Annotated in this window: 12 protein-coding genes; 5 read left to right on the forward strand and 7 right to left on the reverse strand. The window is 62.4% G+C overall.

Annotation, left to right across the window (positions count from 1 at the left end):
• Nucleotides 1–96 precede the first annotated feature (96 nt).
• Complete coding sequence (locus tag BCY88_RS07720) at nt 97–1,983, forward strand: potassium transporter Kup (RefSeq protein ID WP_120343678.1); 1,887 nt, start codon at nt 97–99, stop codon at nt 1,981–1,983.
• Between the two features lie 152 nt (nt 1,984–2,135).
• Here the strand turns inward: BCY88_RS07720 and BCY88_RS07725 are convergent, their stop codons facing one another.
• A complete protein-coding gene (locus BCY88_RS07725; protein ID WP_120343679.1) occupies nt 2,136–4,484 on the reverse strand; it encodes a Tex family protein in 2,349 nt (782 codons plus the stop codon).
• Between the two features lie 157 nt (nt 4,485–4,641).
• On the reverse strand, nt 4,642–4,929 hold the full coding sequence (locus BCY88_RS39800; RefSeq protein ID WP_183081313.1) for a hypothetical protein: 288 nt from the start codon (nt 4,927–4,929) through the stop codon (nt 4,642–4,644).
• Here BCY88_RS39800 and BCY88_RS07735 point away from each other — a divergent pair.
• The 3 genes from BCY88_RS07735 to BCY88_RS07745 all read left to right on the forward strand — a co-directional run bounded on the left by BCY88_RS07735 (nt 4,898) and on the right by BCY88_RS07745 (nt 8,558).
• Nucleotides 4,898–5,881 (forward strand): hypothetical protein, encoded by a 984-nt coding sequence (locus tag BCY88_RS07735; RefSeq protein WP_120343681.1) that lies wholly within the window; start codon nt 4,898–4,900, stop codon nt 5,879–5,881. The two genes, BCY88_RS39800 and BCY88_RS07735, sit on opposite strands and share 32 nt — an antisense overlap.
• A gap of 124 nt (nt 5,882–6,005) precedes the next feature.
• Nucleotides 6,006–6,224 (forward strand): DUF465 domain-containing protein, encoded by a 219-nt coding sequence (locus tag BCY88_RS07740; RefSeq protein ID WP_028199545.1) that lies wholly within the window; start codon nt 6,006–6,008, stop codon nt 6,222–6,224.
• A 63-nt stretch (nt 6,225–6,287) separates the two neighbouring features.
• Nucleotides 6,288–8,558: a DNA repair helicase YoaA gene (locus tag BCY88_RS07745; protein WP_183081309.1), complete on the forward strand. Its 2,271-nt coding sequence runs from the start codon at nt 6,288–6,290 to the stop codon at nt 8,556–8,558.
• A gap of 146 nt (nt 8,559–8,704) precedes the next feature.
• Here the strand turns inward: BCY88_RS07745 and BCY88_RS07750 are convergent, their stop codons facing one another.
• The gene (locus tag BCY88_RS07750) at nt 8,705–8,971 is read right to left on the reverse strand and encodes a hypothetical protein (protein ID WP_120343682.1); all 267 of its coding nucleotides are present in this window, start codon (nt 8,969–8,971) and stop codon (nt 8,705–8,707) included.
• 231 nt (nt 8,972–9,202) lie between these two features.
• The gene (locus BCY88_RS07760; RefSeq protein WP_120343683.1) at nt 9,203–10,453 is read right to left on the reverse strand and encodes a cupin domain-containing protein; all 1,251 of its coding nucleotides are present in this window, start codon (nt 10,451–10,453) and stop codon (nt 9,203–9,205) included.
• 32 nt (nt 10,454–10,485) lie between these two features.
• On the opposite strand from BCY88_RS07760, the gene BCY88_RS07765 reads away from it, so the two are divergent.
• Nucleotides 10,486–11,028 (forward strand): FKBP-type peptidyl-prolyl cis-trans isomerase, encoded by a 543-nt coding sequence (locus BCY88_RS07765; RefSeq protein WP_120343684.1) that lies wholly within the window; start codon nt 10,486–10,488, stop codon nt 11,026–11,028.
• Here BCY88_RS07765 and BCY88_RS07770 read toward each other — a convergent pair.
• The 3 genes from BCY88_RS07770 to lplT form a co-directional block, all read right to left on the reverse strand.
• Nucleotides 11,008–12,387 (reverse strand): hypothetical protein, encoded by a 1,380-nt coding sequence (locus BCY88_RS07770; protein ID WP_120343778.1) that lies wholly within the window; start codon nt 12,385–12,387, stop codon nt 11,008–11,010. The two genes, BCY88_RS07765 and BCY88_RS07770, sit on opposite strands and share 21 nt — an antisense overlap.
• Nucleotides 12,374–15,055, reverse strand: a complete 2,682-nt coding sequence (mutS, locus tag BCY88_RS07775) for a DNA mismatch repair protein MutS (RefSeq protein WP_120343685.1) — start codon at nt 15,053–15,055, stop codon at nt 12,374–12,376. Before mutS ends, BCY88_RS07770 begins: the two co-directional genes overlap by 14 nt.
• Before the next feature lie 125 nt (nt 15,056–15,180).
• Nucleotides 15,181–16,479 (reverse strand): lysophospholipid transporter LplT, encoded by a 1,299-nt coding sequence (lplT, locus tag BCY88_RS07780; protein ID WP_120343686.1) that lies wholly within the window; start codon nt 16,477–16,479, stop codon nt 15,181–15,183.
• Nucleotides 16,480–16,504 lie beyond the last annotated feature (25 nt).

Raw genomic sequence — 16,504 nt, forward strand, 5'->3', positions numbered from 1 at the left:
TCACGTGGTGTATCCACAACAAGCCGGGCGGCGCCAGGCGGGCAGTTTAAAATAGCGGTCGTTTTTTCCGCTCAGGGAACGGATTTCCTCGCGTTTATGACAGATAACAATCACGTGCACAAACAGCCCCTGCCTTCCCTCGCGATTGCCGCGATCGGAGTGGTATTCGGCGATATCGGCACGAGCCCGTTGTACTCGCTGAAAGAAGCCTTCAGCCCCTCGCACGGCATTCCGCTGACCGATCAATCGATTCTCGGCGTGATCTCGCTGCTGTTCTGGGCCATCATGATCGTGGTCGGCGTCAAATACGTGTTGTTCGTGATGCGTGCCGATAACAACGGCGAAGGCGGTGTCCTCGCGCTGATGGCGCTGGCATTGCGCTCGATCGATCAAAAGTCGAAGATGGCCGGTTTGCTGATGATGCTCGGCATTTTCGGCGCCTGCATGTTCTATGGCGACGCGGTGATTACGCCGGCCATTTCCGTGATCTCCGCGGTTGAGGGTCTGGAGATCGCGGCCCCCAATCTGTCCCATCTGGTGTTGCCACTCACGATGGTCATCCTCGTGCTGCTGTTCTGGATTCAGCGGCACGGAACGGCCACCGTCGGCCGCCTGTTCGGCCCGATCATGGTGCTGTGGTTCCTTGTGCTCGCCGCGCTGGGCCTGTGGCACATCCTGCAGTCGCCCAACGTGATTCGCGCACTGAACCCGTACTACGCCTACACCTTCATGGCGGCGCACGTGCTGCAGGCCTATGTGGTGCTCGGCTCGGTCGTCCTTGTGCTGACGGGCGCCGAAGCGCTGTACGCCGACATGGGGCACTTTGGCGCCAAGCCAATTCGCATGGCCTGGTACGTCCTCGTGATGCCTTCGCTGGTGCTGAACTACTTCGGGCAGGGCGCGTTGCTGATGCACGACCCGAAAGCGATCGAGAACCCGTTCTTCCTGCTCGCACCGGATTGGGCGCTGCTGCCGCTCGTGGTGCTCTCGACAGTGGCGACCGTGATCGCGTCGCAGGCAGTGATTTCCGGCGCCTATTCGCTGACGAGCCAGGCGATCCAGCTCGGCTATGTGCCGCGCATGAAGATCCTGCACACATCGGAGCTGGCAATCGGCCAGATCTATGTGCCGGTGGTGAACTGGATGCTGCTGTTCATCATTCTGTGCATTGTGATCGCGTTCAAGAGCTCGGATAACCTCGCCGCCGCGTACGGTATCGCGGTGACGGCGACCATGGTGATCACGACGATCCTCGCCGCCGTCGTGATGGTGAACGTGTGGAAATGGAACAAATTCCTCGTGGCGATGATCATCGGCGTGTTCATGGCGGTCGACCTGGGATTTTTCGGCGCCAATCTGCTCAAGGTTGCGGAAGGCGGCTGGTTGCCGCTTGGCATCGGTGCGCTTCTGTTCTTCCTGCTGATGACCTGGTTCAAGGGCAGGATGATCGTCAAGGAACGTACCGCGGCTGACGGCATTCCGCTTATGCCTTTCCTGCAAGGCTTGCTTGCGCATCCGCCGCATCGCGTGTCGGGTACCGCGATCTATCTGACGGGCAGCGATTCGCTCGTGCCGGTGAGCTTGCTGCACAACCTGAAGCACAACAAGGTGCTGCATGAGCGCACGATTTTCCTGACCTTCGTGACGCTCGATATCCCGTATGTGAACGATGCGGAACGCGTGACGGTAAAGGATCTCAACGGTGGCCTGTTCCTCGTCAAGGCGGCGTACGGTTTCAATGAAACGCCTGACGTGAAGGCCGTGTTGCAGGAAGTTGGCCGCACGCACGACATGACGTTCGAGTTGATGGACACGTCGTTCTTCCTCGCCCGTGAAACGGTGGTGCCGACGCAGTTGCCGGGCATGTCGGTGTGGCGTGAACGGGTGTTCGCGTGGATGCATCAGAACGCCGCCAAGCCGACGGACTTCTTCAGCATTCCCGCCAATCGGGTGGTGGAATTGGGAACGAAGATCGAGATCTGAGCGCGCGCTGGTTCGTAAGCGCCTTGCATACCGAGGCGTGCCTAACGAACGGCAAGCAATAAAAAACCCACGCGATTGCGTGGGTTTTTTTTACCCCTCAGCCAGTTTCGTGAACGTCAGCGCGCCGTTCCACCGCGCGCCGACGAACCCCCTTACTTCTGCTTGAGCTTGGCGAATGCCGCGGCCATTGCACCGCCTGCTTCCGGTTCGCGCGAGCGCTGTTGCTGCGCGCCGCGTCCAGCGCCGCCGCCGGAACGGCCGCGATCCTGCTGGGCGCCGCCACCGCTGCGCGCGCTGCTTGCCGCCGCGCCGAACTCGTCGTCCAGACGCATGGTCAGCGCGATACGCTGGCGCTTCACGTCGACTTCCAGCACCTTCACCTTGACGATCTGACCGGCCTTGACCACTTCGTGCGGGTCTTTGATGAACTTCGTCGACATGGCCGACACGTGCACCAGGCCGTCCTGATGCACGCCGATGTCGATGAACGCACCGAAGGCCGCCACGTTCGTCACGACACCTTCGAGCACCATGCCCGGCGTCAGGTCGCTGACCTTCTCGACGCCTTCGCGGAAGGTCGCGGTCTTGAACTCGGGGCGCGGGTCGCGGCCCGGCTTTTCGAGTTCCAGCAGAATGTCGCGCACGGTCGGCAGACCGAAACGTTCGTCGACGAACTCCGCCGGCGACAGGCCGCGCAGCGCGTCGCGATTGCCGAGCACTTCGCCGACATGCTTGCTGATTTTCGCGAGCATGCGCTCCACGACCGGATAGGCTTCCGGGTGAACCGACGAGCGGTCGAGCGGATTCTCGCCATTGTTGATGCGCAGGAATCCGGCGGCCTGTTCGAAGGTCTTGTCGCCCAGACGCGGCACTTTACGCAGATGTTCGCGCGACGGGAACGGACCGTTTGCATCGCGATAATCGACGATGTTGCGAGCCAGCGTTGCGTTCAGACCCGACACGCGCGCGAGCAAAGCGACCGACGCCGTATTGGCATCCACGCCGACCGCGTTCACACAATCTTCAACCACCGCGTCGAGCGAGCGGGCCAGTTCGCGCTGATTCACGTCGTGTTGATACTGTCCGACGCCGATCGCCTTCGGTTCGATCTTCACCAGTTCTGCGAGCGGGTCTTGCAGACGGCGCGCAATCGACACGGCGCCGCGCAGCGACACGTCCATGTCCGGGAATTCCTTCGCCGCGAGTTCGGAGGCCGAGTACACCGACGCACCGGCTTCCGATACGACGATCTTCTGCAGCTTGAACTCCGGATGACGCGCGATCAGCTCGCTCGCGAGCTTGTCCGTTTCCCGCGATGCGGTGCCGTTACCGATGCTGATCAGCTCAGCCTGCGTTTGCGCGCAGATACGCGCCAGTTTCGCAATCGAGCCGTCCCAGTCGCGGCGCGGCTCGTGCGGATAGATCACGTCGGTGGCGAGCACTTTGCCGGTCCGATCGACCACCGCGACTTTCACGCCGGTGCGCATGCCCGGATCGAGGCCGATCACAGCCTTCGGCCCGGCGGGCGCGGCGAGCAGCAGGTCCTTCAGGTTGCGCGCGAACACGCGAATCGCTTCGTGTTCGGCTTCATCGCGCAGATTGGTCAGCAACTCGTTTTCGATGTGCGGCTGCACTTTCACGCGCCAGCACCAGCGGCACACGTCGGAGAGCCACTTGTCGGCCGGGCGGTTCTGATTGGCGATACCGAAGTGGCGGGCGATCAGCGCTTCGCCCGGATGCGGCACCTGCGCGTCGAGTTCCTCGCCGAGCCCCAGCTTGACCATCAGCACGCCCGCATTGCGGCCGCGGAACAGGGCCAGCGCGCGATGCGACGGCACGGTCCTGATGGTTTCCGCGTAGTCGTAGTAATCGCGAAATTTCTCTTCTTCCGCGTTTTCCTTGCCTTCGACCACTTTCGACGACACGACGCCCTGGTTGAACAGATAGTCGCGCAACTTGCCGAGCAGTTCCGCGGTTTCGCCGAATTGTTCCGAGAGGATGTCGCGCGCGCCGTCGAGCGCGGCCTTGATGTCCGCAACGCCTTTTTCGGCGTCCACGTAAGCGGCGGCTTCGGTTTGCGGGTCGAGCAGCGGATTGGCGAGCAGCGCGTCGGCAAGCGGCTGCAGGCCGGCTTCGCGGGCAATCTGCGCGCGCGTGCGGCGCTTGGGCTTGTACGGGAGATACAGGTCTTCCAGCACCTGCTTGCTGTCGGCGCCTTCGATCGCGGCGCGCAGCTCGTCGGTGAGTTTGCCCTGTTCGTCGATGCTGGCGATGATCGCGGCGCGCCGGTCTTCCAGCTCGCGCAGATACAGCAGGCGTTCCTCGAGGTTACGCAATTGCGTGTCGTCGAGATTGTCGGTCACTTCCTTCCGGTAGCGGGCGATGAACGGAACAGTCGCTCCTTCGTCGAGAAGTTGCACCGCTGCCGCGACCTGGCGCGGCTGGACGGACAGTTCGGCGGCGATGCGCTGTACGATCTTGAGTGCTACGGTTTCCGTCATAAGGTCTTGGTGTTCCTGCTACTCAATCAAAGGTCGGGCGGTAATGGCGCACGCGAGACATAGGCTGGGTCCGCGTTGGGCACGCCGGTGCACGCTGGGCGTGCGCGCTGCGACCAGGTTGCTGGAGCGGGGCATTTTGCCATAAATGCCAAAGGGCTCAACCGCAGGGTGATAGAATTTCGGGCATGTTCCGTTGACCATTTACGACGTTGCCTACCTCCTTGTCCCTCAACCGCCTGGGCTCCCGCTTGGTCTCTCGCTTGTCACAATTGCTGTCTTTCTTGTCGCCGCGTCTGGCGCGCTCGCCGCTTACGTCGATCAGGTCGATCAGGTCGATTACATCGCTGATGCCGCTCGTGTCGTCTGTGCGGGCGTCGCGATCCGTGCTCAGGTCAGCGTTTGCGTCCAATGGGATGCTTTTTGCGTCGTGCGCCTCGTGCGTCATGGCCGCAGCGCTCGCCGTGTCCGCACCGGCCGCGGCACAATCGGCCGCTTCGCTCAAGGCAGCCGCGAGCCTCGCGCCGGCAAGCGCTTCGGGCGCGCAGGCAGCTAGCGCGGCACAGGCAACGGGCATCGTGAAAGGCACGGGCGCGGGTAATGGAAGCAATGCGGGGAACAGCACGAGTAGTGCGGACAATGCCGGCAACGCTGCAAATGCTGACAGCGCGGCGTCGCTCGACAACGCATTCGATGCGCGGCAGAAGGTGCTGGATCAGCGCACCGAGGAAAACAACTACCGTTACGCGGTTGCCGAACACGATTGCTACAGTAAGTTTCTCGTCAATTACTGTTTGAACAAGGCGCGTGACAGCATGCGCTCGGTGCAGGCCGACATTCGCAAGGAACAGCTCGCGCTCGACGGTGAGCAGCGTGTCCAGCGCGCCCGCGAGCGTGACGAGCAGGCAGCGCTCAAGCGCGCACAAGACGAAGCTGGCGCGCCGCAACGCGCCGCTGACGACGCGCGTAACGCACAAGCCTACGAGGAAAAGCAGCGCCAGCATCAGCTCGACCAGGCGCAGCGTGCGGCCGAGGCGCCGCAACGCGCCGCCAATGCGCAAGCGTATCAGCAGAAGCAGCAACAGCATGCGCTGGATCAGGCGCAGCGCGGCATCAACCCGTCGCAAGCCGCAGCCAACACCCAGGCGTACGATCAGAAGCAGGATGATTTCCAGCGCAAACTCGAAGAAGCGCGTCAGCAGGGTGCGCAAAAGGCGCAGGAGCGGGTGGAAAAGCAGCAGAGCTTCGAGAAGAAGCAAGCCGATGCGGCGCAGCACAAAGCCGACGTTGAAGCCCGTCAGAAGGAGGCGGCCGAGAAAGCCGAGCAGAAACGTCAGGACCAGTTGAAACAGCAGCAACAACTTGAAGAACAGCAGAAGCAGCAACAGCAACAACAGTAGGTGTGCTGTAGCGGTTCTGGTAGGGTAGTAGCCAGGCAGTCGTCGTACGCGTTTTAAGCCGGACAGCAACCTCAGGCATCGGGCTGCGCCACGCAGTCTGTGCCGCTTACGAGAGGAGGCGAGCATGCGCGATCAACATCACGTCATCACCGCTGACACACTTCGCGACCGTATCCTGCAATTGGAATCGGAGCATAGTGGGCTCGATCGCTTGATCGACCGAATGTCGGATGAGCCCGGCATCGACGACTTCGAGTTGCAGCGCCTGAAAAAGCGCAAACTCAAAGTCAAGGACACCATCATCTTGCTGCAATTGCAGCTCGAACCGGACGCACGCGCCTGAGTTCGTGGCCTGGCGGGCGCCGGGTCGCGCCGCGCGCGCCGGACTTTGCAGGAAACGCTTGCCTTGAATTCACCGCTCGAAACTTCACCACGCGCCACAGCGGGCGACGGCGCTCCGGTGGCCGGCGCTCCGGTGGCCGGCACTCCGGCGCCGCGCGCTGCCGCGTCCGCGCTCTCCGCATCGTTGAATCCGCGCCGCGCCGCCGAACTGGACGATATCTTCGCCGACAACGGACTGCTCGCCCGTCAGATCGACGGCTATCGCTCACGTGCGTCGCAGATCGAGATGTCGCGCGCCGTCGCGGCTGCCATGGAAGCATCGGGTCGTGCCATGCCCGAACCGGCGATGTTCGAGGCGCAAAAGCGCCCCGCGCGGCGCTTGCAGGCACCCGGCGCGGATGCGGCGGCGGATACCGCCGAAACCGGAGAATCGAACGGTCTCGACGGCAGCGAAAACACGCTGATCGTGGAGGCGGGTACAGGCACCGGCAAGACCTATGCGTATCTCGTGCCGGCCATGTTGTGGGGCGGCAAGGTGATCGTGTCCACCGGCACCAAGCATTTGCAGGATCAGCTCTTTCAGCGCGACATTCCGACTGTGCGCGATGCGCTTGCCGTGCCGGTCTCGGTGGCGATGCTCAAGGGGCGCGCGAATTACCTGTGCCACTACTATCTGCAGCGCACGGCGGATAACGGCCGTCTGCCGTCGCGCCAGGAAACCTCGTATCTGCAGGACATCATTCGCTTCGCCAAGATCACGCGCACGGGCGACAAGGCGGAACTCGCGAGCGTGCCGGAAACCGCGGCGGTGTGGTCGATGGTCACGTCCACGCGCGAAAACTGTCTCGGCCAGGAGTGCCCGCACTACAAGGAGTGCTTCGTGATGCAGGCGCGCCGCGAGGCGCAGCAGGCCGACATCGTGGTGGTCAATCATCATCTGTTTTTCGCCGACATCATGCTGCGCGATACCGGCATGGCTGAATTGCTGCCTACGGCGAACACCATCGTCTTCGACGAAGCGCATCAACTGCCGGAAACCGCGACGCTGTTTTTCGGCGAAACGCTCTCCACTACGCAATTTCTCGAACTCGCACGCGATAGCGTGGCGGAGGGCCTGGGCCATGCGCGCGAGTCGGTTGACTGGGTGAAGCTCGGCTCGACGCTCGAGCGAGCCGCTCGTGACGTGCGGCTTGCTTTCAAGGAAGACTCGGTGCGCTTGTCGATTGGCCAGTTGCCCGACGATCACCCGTTGTTTCCCGCGCTCGAAACGCTCGAGACCGAGCTCGACGCATTGACTTCCGCGTTGGCGAGCCAGGCGGAGCGCGCCGAATCGATCGGCGCCTGTTTGCGCCGCGCACGCGAGTTGCAAGGCGTGCTGGCAGGCTGGACGACACCGCCTACCGAGACCGAGCGCGCAGCGGCTGATACCGCCCCTGCGGACGCCAAGGCCGAGCGTGCCGATCCGAATGAAAAAGTGCGCTGGATCGAAGTCTTCGCGCATACGGTGCAGCTGCATGAAACGCCCCTGTCGGTCGCGCCGATCTTCGCGAAGCAGCGCGCCGGCGTGCCGCGCGCCTGGATCTTCACGTCGGCGACATTGTCGGTGCGGGGCGACTTCACGCACTATGCGGCGCAGATGGGCCTGAACGCCAAACGTTCCATGACGCTGCCGAGCCCTTTCGACTATCCGACGCAAGGGCTTCTGTACGTGCCGCGCAACTTGCCGCAGCCTTCGTCGCCTACGTTTACCGACGCCGTATTCGACGCCGCATTGCCGGCGATCGAAGCCTCGGGCGGTGGCGTATTCATGTTGTGCACGACCTTGCGCGCGGTGGACCGCATCTCGACCAAGTTGCGCGACACCATTGAAGCGCGAGGGTGGGACTATCCACTGCTCGTGCAGGGCGACGCGAGCCGCACCGAGTTGCTCGAGCGCTTCCGTGCATACGGCAATGCGATTCTGGTGGGGAGCCAGAGCTTCTGGGAAGGCGTGGACGTGCGTGGCGATGCGCTCTCGCTGGTCGTGATCGACAAGCTGCCGTTTGCACCGCCCGATGACCCGGTGTTGTCGGCGCGTCTGGAGGCGCTGACGAAGAAGGGACTGAGCCCGTTTGCGGTTCATCAGCTGCCACAGGCGGTGATTACGCTCAAGCAGGGCGCGGGCCGTCTGATCCGCGCGGAAACCGATCGTGGCGTGCTGATGATCTGCGACACGCGTCTTGTCGACAAGCCGTATGGGCGCCGTATATGGCAGAGCCTGCCGCCATTCAAACGCACACGTGAAATCGAAGTTGTGCGCGAGTTCTTCGAAGAGAACGGAACGCCGGTTCAATAGGCAATTAAATGCATGCCGTTGTAAAAGCGGCGCTTAAATGACAAAACGCCACGGAAGTGAATCCGTGGCGTTTTGCTTTACTGCCCGGGAAATCGAGGTGATTTCCCGATGCAGTTTTCGCCCAGAGGCGAACCCTATGCGACAGCTTACTGGCTTGCGCCCGAAGCCGGAGCAGCAGCCGAAGCTGCAGCACCTGCGTCCGAAGCAGCGGCCGTAGCCGAAGCAGCAGCATCGCTCGCAGCAGCAGCCGCACCCGAAGCAGCAGCTGCTGCGTCCGAAGCTGCAGCAGCCGGTGCCGAGGCAGCAGCCGATGCGTCGCTAGCTGCGGTCGTAGCTGCCTGATCGCTGCTCTTGTTGCATGCAGCCAGTGCCACAGCTGCCAACAGGGATGCTACGAGGAGGGATTTCTTCATGATCACGTCCTTTTATGGTTAAAGGTAAGCAACAGCGCAAAATAATACCGGTAATGTGCTCCAACACCGACCTGGGCCGCTGGTGGAGACGCTCTTTTGACGAGCTAGAATCTTCCCTACGGCTTGGGCGGAAATTATATGCACTTTCGTACTGACAATCCATAAATCCGGGGTCAATACGTTGTCTTTCTCATACAAAATTTCACAGTACGGTATAACACGCGGGCAGAGTTACGCAAGCTCGCCCACTTGTATCCAGCCCGCACAATACCACTCGTGCAGTAGTGCTGTCACCGACGAATCGTGTGAGAGTGTTACAAAGCGTTTCGCACTCATACGCCTGTGGTCAGCGAGGTCAAACAACCACTTTTTTGCACCGTCAAGTGGTGTTTTCTCTCCATTTACGAAGAAAAAACGACGGTTGTACAACAAATTAGTCTTGCGATCGAGCCGGATGCCGGACTTCGATGCATGACTGATGAAACGGGCCTCGTTGAGCGGTCGTTGCGGCGGATCAAAGACGACGCTCGGCTTCGGTTCGCTAAGGTACGTGCCAAGGAACGACGCAATGTCCTGCTCATTCCACTTGACACCCGCAAGGATCGCGCCAACCCGTTCGATCAAGGCCGCGGGCAGTTCCGCCGGACGGTCGACGGCCGGTTGTTGCGGGTCGCGATAGAGCGCACCGGGTCGCCCCGCCGACTCGCCGCGCTCGGCCAGATGGTAGAGGAACTGCGAGGTCAACTCGCCCGCTGACGGAGCGCGAAAACCGATCGAGCAGGTCATGCATTCCCCTTCGGCAACACCGTCATGCGCGATATGCGGCGGCAGGTACAACATGTCACCCGGTTCGAGCACCCATTCCTGTTCCGGCTCGAAATGCTGTAAAACTTTCAAAGGCAAACCCGACTGGAGCGTCAGATCTTTCTGCGCACTGATCCGCCACCGGCGCTTGCCTTTTACTTGCAAAAGAAACACATCGTAGGAATCGAAATGGGGGCCCACGCCGCCGCCATCGCTCGCATACGAAATCATCAGGTCGTCCAGACGGGCGTCCGGCACGAAGCGGAAGCGGTCGAGCAAAGCGCGCGCGCGATCGTCGTAGAGGTCCACGCCTTGCACGAGCAGGGTCCAGGCGCGCTGTTTCAGCGACGGCAGTTCATCAGGCGCGAACGGGCCGTGCTCCATTTGCCACTTGTTGCGAAAGTGCGTGATCAGACGCGCTTCGACTTCGTCCTGATCGGCCAGCTCGAAAAACTCATCGCGCGACAGCGGCGCTTCCACATCACGAATTGCCTGACGGATCAGCAGCGGTTTCTTCTGCCAGTACCGGCGCATGAATTGCGACGGCGTCAGATTGCCGAGCAGCGGTGTGGGCGTGTCGGGAGACGGTGGCAGGTGAGGGAGAGCCGGCTGCGAAGCCGGCGAAGATTTCCGTGCCGAAGCTGCATCGGCCGGGTGGTCAGTGGGCCGCTTGGGCATCGTATAATGTGAGTTGTATTCTGGAGAATCGAATGAAAATCGCAAAGAACACCGTCGTGTCGGTCGCTTACAAGCTGTCGGATGCGCAGGGCAATCTGATTGAAGAAAGCGACGAGCCGATGGTCTATCTGCACGGCGGCTATGATGGCACGTTCCCCAAGATCGAGGAAGAGCTCGACGGCCACGAGGCCGGTTTCGAGACTCAGATCCAGCTCGAGCCGCAAGACGCGTTCGGCGAGTACGATCCCGATCTCGTGAAGATCGAGCCGCGCGATCGCTTCCCGGAACCGCTTGAAGTCGGCATGCAATTCGAAGGCACGCCGGAAGAAGGCGATGAGGATCTCGATTCGCTCGTCTACGTGGTGACCGACGTGGCGGAAGACAAAGTCGTGCTCGACGGCAACCATCCGCTCGCCGGCATGGCGCTGCGTTTCGCGTTGACCGTCAAGGACGTGCGTCCGGCTACCGAAGACGAAATCCAGCACGAACACGCGCATGGCGCCGACGGCCTCGAAGTTCTCGACGAAGATGACGACGAAGCCGATGACGAAAAGTCAGGGCCCACGCTGCACTGAGCTCGCGGGCAAGCCGGGAACGCCTGAAGGCGTACCCGGCGTGTGCGGCAAGACGGCTGAAGCTGGCGGGGCGGACATGGCGGGCCCGTATTGCTGATACTGGCCGTTGCCGTCGTCCGCCGGTTTGTATTGTGGCTGGCCGGGTTGCTGCTGGAGCGGTTGTGGTTGCCCGGGCGTCGGCAACAATGGCGGCAACTCGGAAGCCAGACCCAATGCAGGCACTGCCGGCATCGAAGCGGGCGGCTCGTCGCGCTGCGGCACGGGTGGCGCGGCGGGTATCGGCATTTGCCTCGGCACATCGCGCACACTCACGCGGAACGGCGGCTTCTTGCCGAGATCCGCATCAATCTGAATCCACTGGTTAAGGCGATCATGCGGCGCAATCGCGATACGCGTGAGATTCGTCACCAGCATTCCCTTGTCATTGCGTAGCGGCTGATCGATCACGAAGCCGGTGTTCGTGTGTTCATCGTCGCAATGAATCACCAGCACGGGTCCGCGAAAAATCTGGGCGAGTTTGACGAGGCTGCGTTTGAATTCCAGAAAACCGTCGCGGCGCGTGTTGCGCGCAAAGCGCAACCACGCAAAACGGTCGGGCCGTTCGTAGCGTTCCGGATCGGGGTCGCCTTGAATGAAAACGACAATTGCGCGCGCGTCGCGGCGTTTGGCGTATTCGGCAGCATGCTCGAGCCAGAATGCATTGGCGATCACGCGGTCTTCGAACTCGCCATTGCGGCCGCCCGCAGTCAGGTAGTGATTGTTCGGACCCGGCGCGTTCAGGCCGATAAACACGGTATCGCCGACTTGCCAGCGTACGTTCTCACGGAACGGACGAAAGCGGGATACTTCACTTTCGCGCGTCAATGCGATCGGATTCTGACCCATCGACGTGGAGTCGGTAAACAGGGTCTGGCGCAATTGATCGAGCCGCTCGACCGGGTCAAAGCCACCGGCCTGCGCTGTGCCGCAGTCAGTCCAGTCGTGCTGGCCCGGAATGAAGAACAGGGCGGGGCGCGCCGTTTCGAGCAGCGCATGGCGCCGCTCGTATAACGCATCGCGGCAGGCTTCTTTCGCGCCCTTCAGATTACCGTCGTAGACAATGAACGATATATCACGCTCGCGGCTGATCGCTTCGATCAGGCGTTGCGTGGGCGCTTCATCGTCGGGGCTTTGCATCGTGTTGGCGATGACCGCGAACGCATAGCGGGAGGTTTCGGCGTGCGCGAGCGGGGCAAATGCCAGTAGCGAAACAAGACCCGTAAGCGACGCAAGGCCACCCGTGAACGTAAGGGCGACGCTCAGCGCCGCGCAAAGTTTGCGCGGGTGCTGTGAAGGCCTGTGTGCGTCAATGATCTGCATCCGGCGCGGCGGCCAGTTCGTGCAGTTCATACAGCAGATCGAGCGCTTCGCGCGGCCGCAGATCATTCGGATCGATGCCGCGCAGACGCTCGACGAGTGCCTGCATGGCCGGCGATGCTGCCGCTGATTGCGGCTCGGCGTCGCGTTCAGCGTCCTCGAGCAGCATGGGCACCGGGGTGGCGAACAGATCGAGTTGCGGTGCGGGTTGCGCCGCCGATTGCTGTTCCAGATGCGCGAGATGCTTGCGGGCTGCGCGGATCACGGCGTTCGGCACCCCGGCCAACTGAGCGACCTGCAAACCGTAGCTCTGATTGGCCGGACCTTCGCTGACCGCATGCAGGAACACGATGCCATGCCCATGCTCGACCGCCGACAGATGCACATTGGCCGCGTGCGGAAACTCGGCCGGCAACTGCGTCAGTTCGAAGTAGTGCGTGGCGAACAGCGTATGACAGCCGTTGTGCGAGAGCAGATGCCGCGCGATGGCCCACGCCAGCGCGAGGCCGTCGAACGTCGACGTGCCGCGCCCGATCTCGTCCATCAGCACGAGACTTTGCGGCGTCGCGTCGTTCAGGATCGCCGCCGCTTCGGTCATTTCCACCATGAAGGTTGAACGGCCGCCAGCCAGGTCGTCCGCGGCGCCGATTCGCGTGAAGATGCGATCGATCGGGCCAAATGCGGCGCGCCGTGCCGGCACATAGCTGCCGACGTAAGCCAGCAACGCGATCAGCGCCGTCTGGCGCATGAAGGTCGACTTACCGCCCATGTTCGGGCCGGTGATCAGCAGCAGTTTGCGCTCTGGCGTAAGCGTGCAGTCGTTGGCGATGAACTGCTCAACCTGCGCCTCGACAACCGGATGCCGGCCCTGCTCGATTTCGATGCCGGTATCCGGAGAAAACGTCGGCGCGACCCAATCGAGTGCCCGGGCGCGTTCTGCGAAGGCTGCCAGCAGATCGAGTTCGGCGAGTGCCGCCGCGACCCGCTGGCAGTCGGGGATAAACGGCAGCAGCGCTTGCAGCAATGCGTCGTACAGCGAGCGTTCACGGGCCAGCGCGCGTTCCTGCGCGGAGAGCGCTTTGTCTTCGAAGGTTTTCAGTTCCGGCGTGATGTAACGCTCGGCGTTTTTCAGCGTCTGACGGCGGCGGTAGTCATCCGGCACCTTGTCGGTCTGGCCGCGCGTGACTTCGATATAGAAGCCGTGCACCTTGTTGTACTCGACGCGCAGATTGCCGATGCCGGTGCGGGCGCGTTCGCGCGTTTCGAGGTCGATCAGGAACTGCCCGCAGTTCTCCGAAATATCTCGCAGTTCGTCGAGTTCCGCATCGTAACCGCGAGCGATCACGCCGCCGTCGCGCACCATGGCGGAGGGCTCCTGCGCGACCGCGCGCTTGAGCAGCTCGACGCATGCTTGCGGCGGTTCCAGTGACGCGTCGATACGCGCCAGCGAATCGGCATTGGACGAAACGGCCGCGAGTTGCGTGCGCAGCTCAGGCAAGGCAATGAACGTGTCGCGCAGGCTCGACAGGTCGCGAGGCCGCGCCGAGAGCAGCGCGAGACGCCCGGTAATCCGTTCGATGTCCGAGATCTGCCGCAACGCGCCGCGCAGGGAGTCGACGCTTGCGCCCGGCGGCGCGTCGAGCAATGCACCGATGGCTTGCTGGCGCGCTTGTGCCACGGCGGCTTCGCGCGGCGGATGGTGCAGCCAGTGACGCAGCAGACGGCTGCCCATCGTCGTGCAGCAGGTGTCGAGCAGCGAGCACAGCGTGGGCGATTCGGTGCCGCGCAGCGTTTCCGTGAGTTCAAGATTGCGGCGCGTGGCGGGGTCGAGCCCGATATATTCGGACTCGTACTCGACCTTGAGGCTGCGCACGTGGCGCAGTTGCTGGCCTTGCGTGGCCGCCGCATACAGCAGCAGCGCACCGGCCGCGCCGCATGCCGCGGTCAGCGAATGCGCGCCGAAGCCGTCGAGACCGGCCACTTCCAGCTGGTCGCATAGACGTTGGGTACCCGAGGCGATATCGAAGTGCCAGACCGGCACGCGGGTGAGGGCGCCGGCGTTGACGGGCGGCGTCCAGCTCGCGGAGTCGGCGGACGTATCGGCCACCAGAATTTCCGCGGGGCGAATCCGTTCGAGCGCGGCGGCCACCTGGTCGGGCGCAACCTCGGCGAGGCGCAAGGCGCCGCTCGCCAGATTCAGCCACGCGAGCCCGACGCTCGTCGCGACGCCGCGACGGTTATGCGCAACGCACAGCGCCATCAGGTAGACGTCGCTCTTGTCGGACAGAAGTGCTGCGTCCGTCAGCGTGCCCGGCGTGACGACGCGCACGACTTTACGCTCGACAGGGCCTTTCGACGTAGCCGGATCGCCGATCTGCTCGCAAATCGCGACGGATTCGCCGAGCTTCACCAGCTTGGCCAGATACTGTTCGACCGCGTGATGCGGCACACCCGCCATCTTGATCGGATTGCCCGCCGAGGCGCCGCGCTGCGTAAGTGTTAAATCCAGCAGGCGCGCGGCTTTTTCCGCATCTTCGAAAAAGAGTTCGTAGAAGTCGCCCATCCGGTAGAACACCAGCGTGCCCGGATGATCCGCTTTGATGCGTAGATACTGCTGCATCATCGGCGTGTGTTGTGCGACGTCATTGGCCGCTGCGGTTTGAATGCCCATCCGTGGTGTCTTCTTGCGTTAGCTGTTCAGGGCGTGAGTTTAACCTGCCGGCGTGGCGAGCGGACCCTGGCCGGACGGCCAATTGGATGGCCAGATCGCCACACTGTTCGCACCCCGCGATACGATCACTCCTCCACCAGCGCCCGCATATCCACCGTGCGCTCATTCACCGCGCTGCGCCGTTTTGCGAGCCACATCATGAAGGTGATGAAACTGCCGAATACCACGATGATCCATTGCGCCGGCATCTTCGCGGTGAGCAGTATCGCGTAGGCGCCGAGCATCAGCAGCACGGCCAGATTCTGGTTGAAATTCTGCACCGCGATTGAATGGCCGGCGGAAAGCAGCGTCGCGCCGCGATGCTGGAGGATCGCGTTCATCGGTACGATAAAAAAGCCGGACAGCGCGCCGAGCAGAATCATCAAAGGATAGGCGAGCAGGATATAGAACGGCAGGACGTACGAGCCGATGCGGATGCCCGCGCCCGCCGGAAACAGGTCCTTGTTGTAGAACGCCATGGCGATCGCCACCGCGCCGGTGAGGATGCCGATCGGCAGCACGCGCAACGAGCGGCGCAATGGAATCAGCGCGGCCGCGGCAGCCGCGCCGGCGGCAATGCCTAGACCCGTGACGCCTTGCATCACGGCGGCCTTCGACAGCGACAGGCCGAGGTTCACGTTCGCCCATTTGAGCACCAGCAGTTGCAGCGTGACCGCGCCGCCCCACATCAGCGTCGTGACCCACAGCGCGATCTGCGCGAGCTTGTCGGCCCACAGCACGTTGAAGCAATGATAGAAGTCGCCGACCAGTTTCTTCGGTTCGGTCAAATGGTTCGGGTAACGCGCCCCGGTGTCGGGAATGAAGATGTTGATCCCCGCGGCGACGGCATACGTGAGCATCACCGCGAACATGGCCAGATCGGCGGAGGAGCGGATCAGCGGCAGATGCGCATGGGCGACGAATTTATCGGCGAAGGTGCTGATCAGCGCGCCGCCGACCATCGTGCCGACAATGGTCGACAGAACCGTGGCCGATTCGAGCCACGCGTTTGCCTTGACGAGTTTTTCCGCGGGCAGGAGTTCGGTGAGAATGCCGTATTTGGCCGGTGAATACGCGGCTGCGCCAAAGCCCACCACGCCGTACGCGATCATCGGATGAACGCCGGCAATCATCATCAGGCACCCGCTCGCCTTGAGCGCGTTGGAGATGAACATGACGTGCCGCTTTTGCAGCGCGTCGGCGAACGCACCGACAAACGGAGCGAGCAACACGTACGAGACGGTGAAGAAAATCTGCAGCAGCGGCGTGACCCAGGCGGCCGAACGGATCACCGATAGCAAGGCGATGGCGGCGATCAGCAGTGCATTGTCCGCGAGCGACGAAATGAACTGCGCCGCGATAATTGTGTAGAAGCCTTTTTTCATGAAGCGGGTTGGAAGCTGCGCGCAA

The organism is Paraburkholderia fungorum, from assembly GCF_003610895.1.
In the GTDB taxonomy this organism is placed as follows: Bacteria; Pseudomonadota; Gammaproteobacteria; order Burkholderiales; family Burkholderiaceae; genus Paraburkholderia; species Paraburkholderia fungorum_B.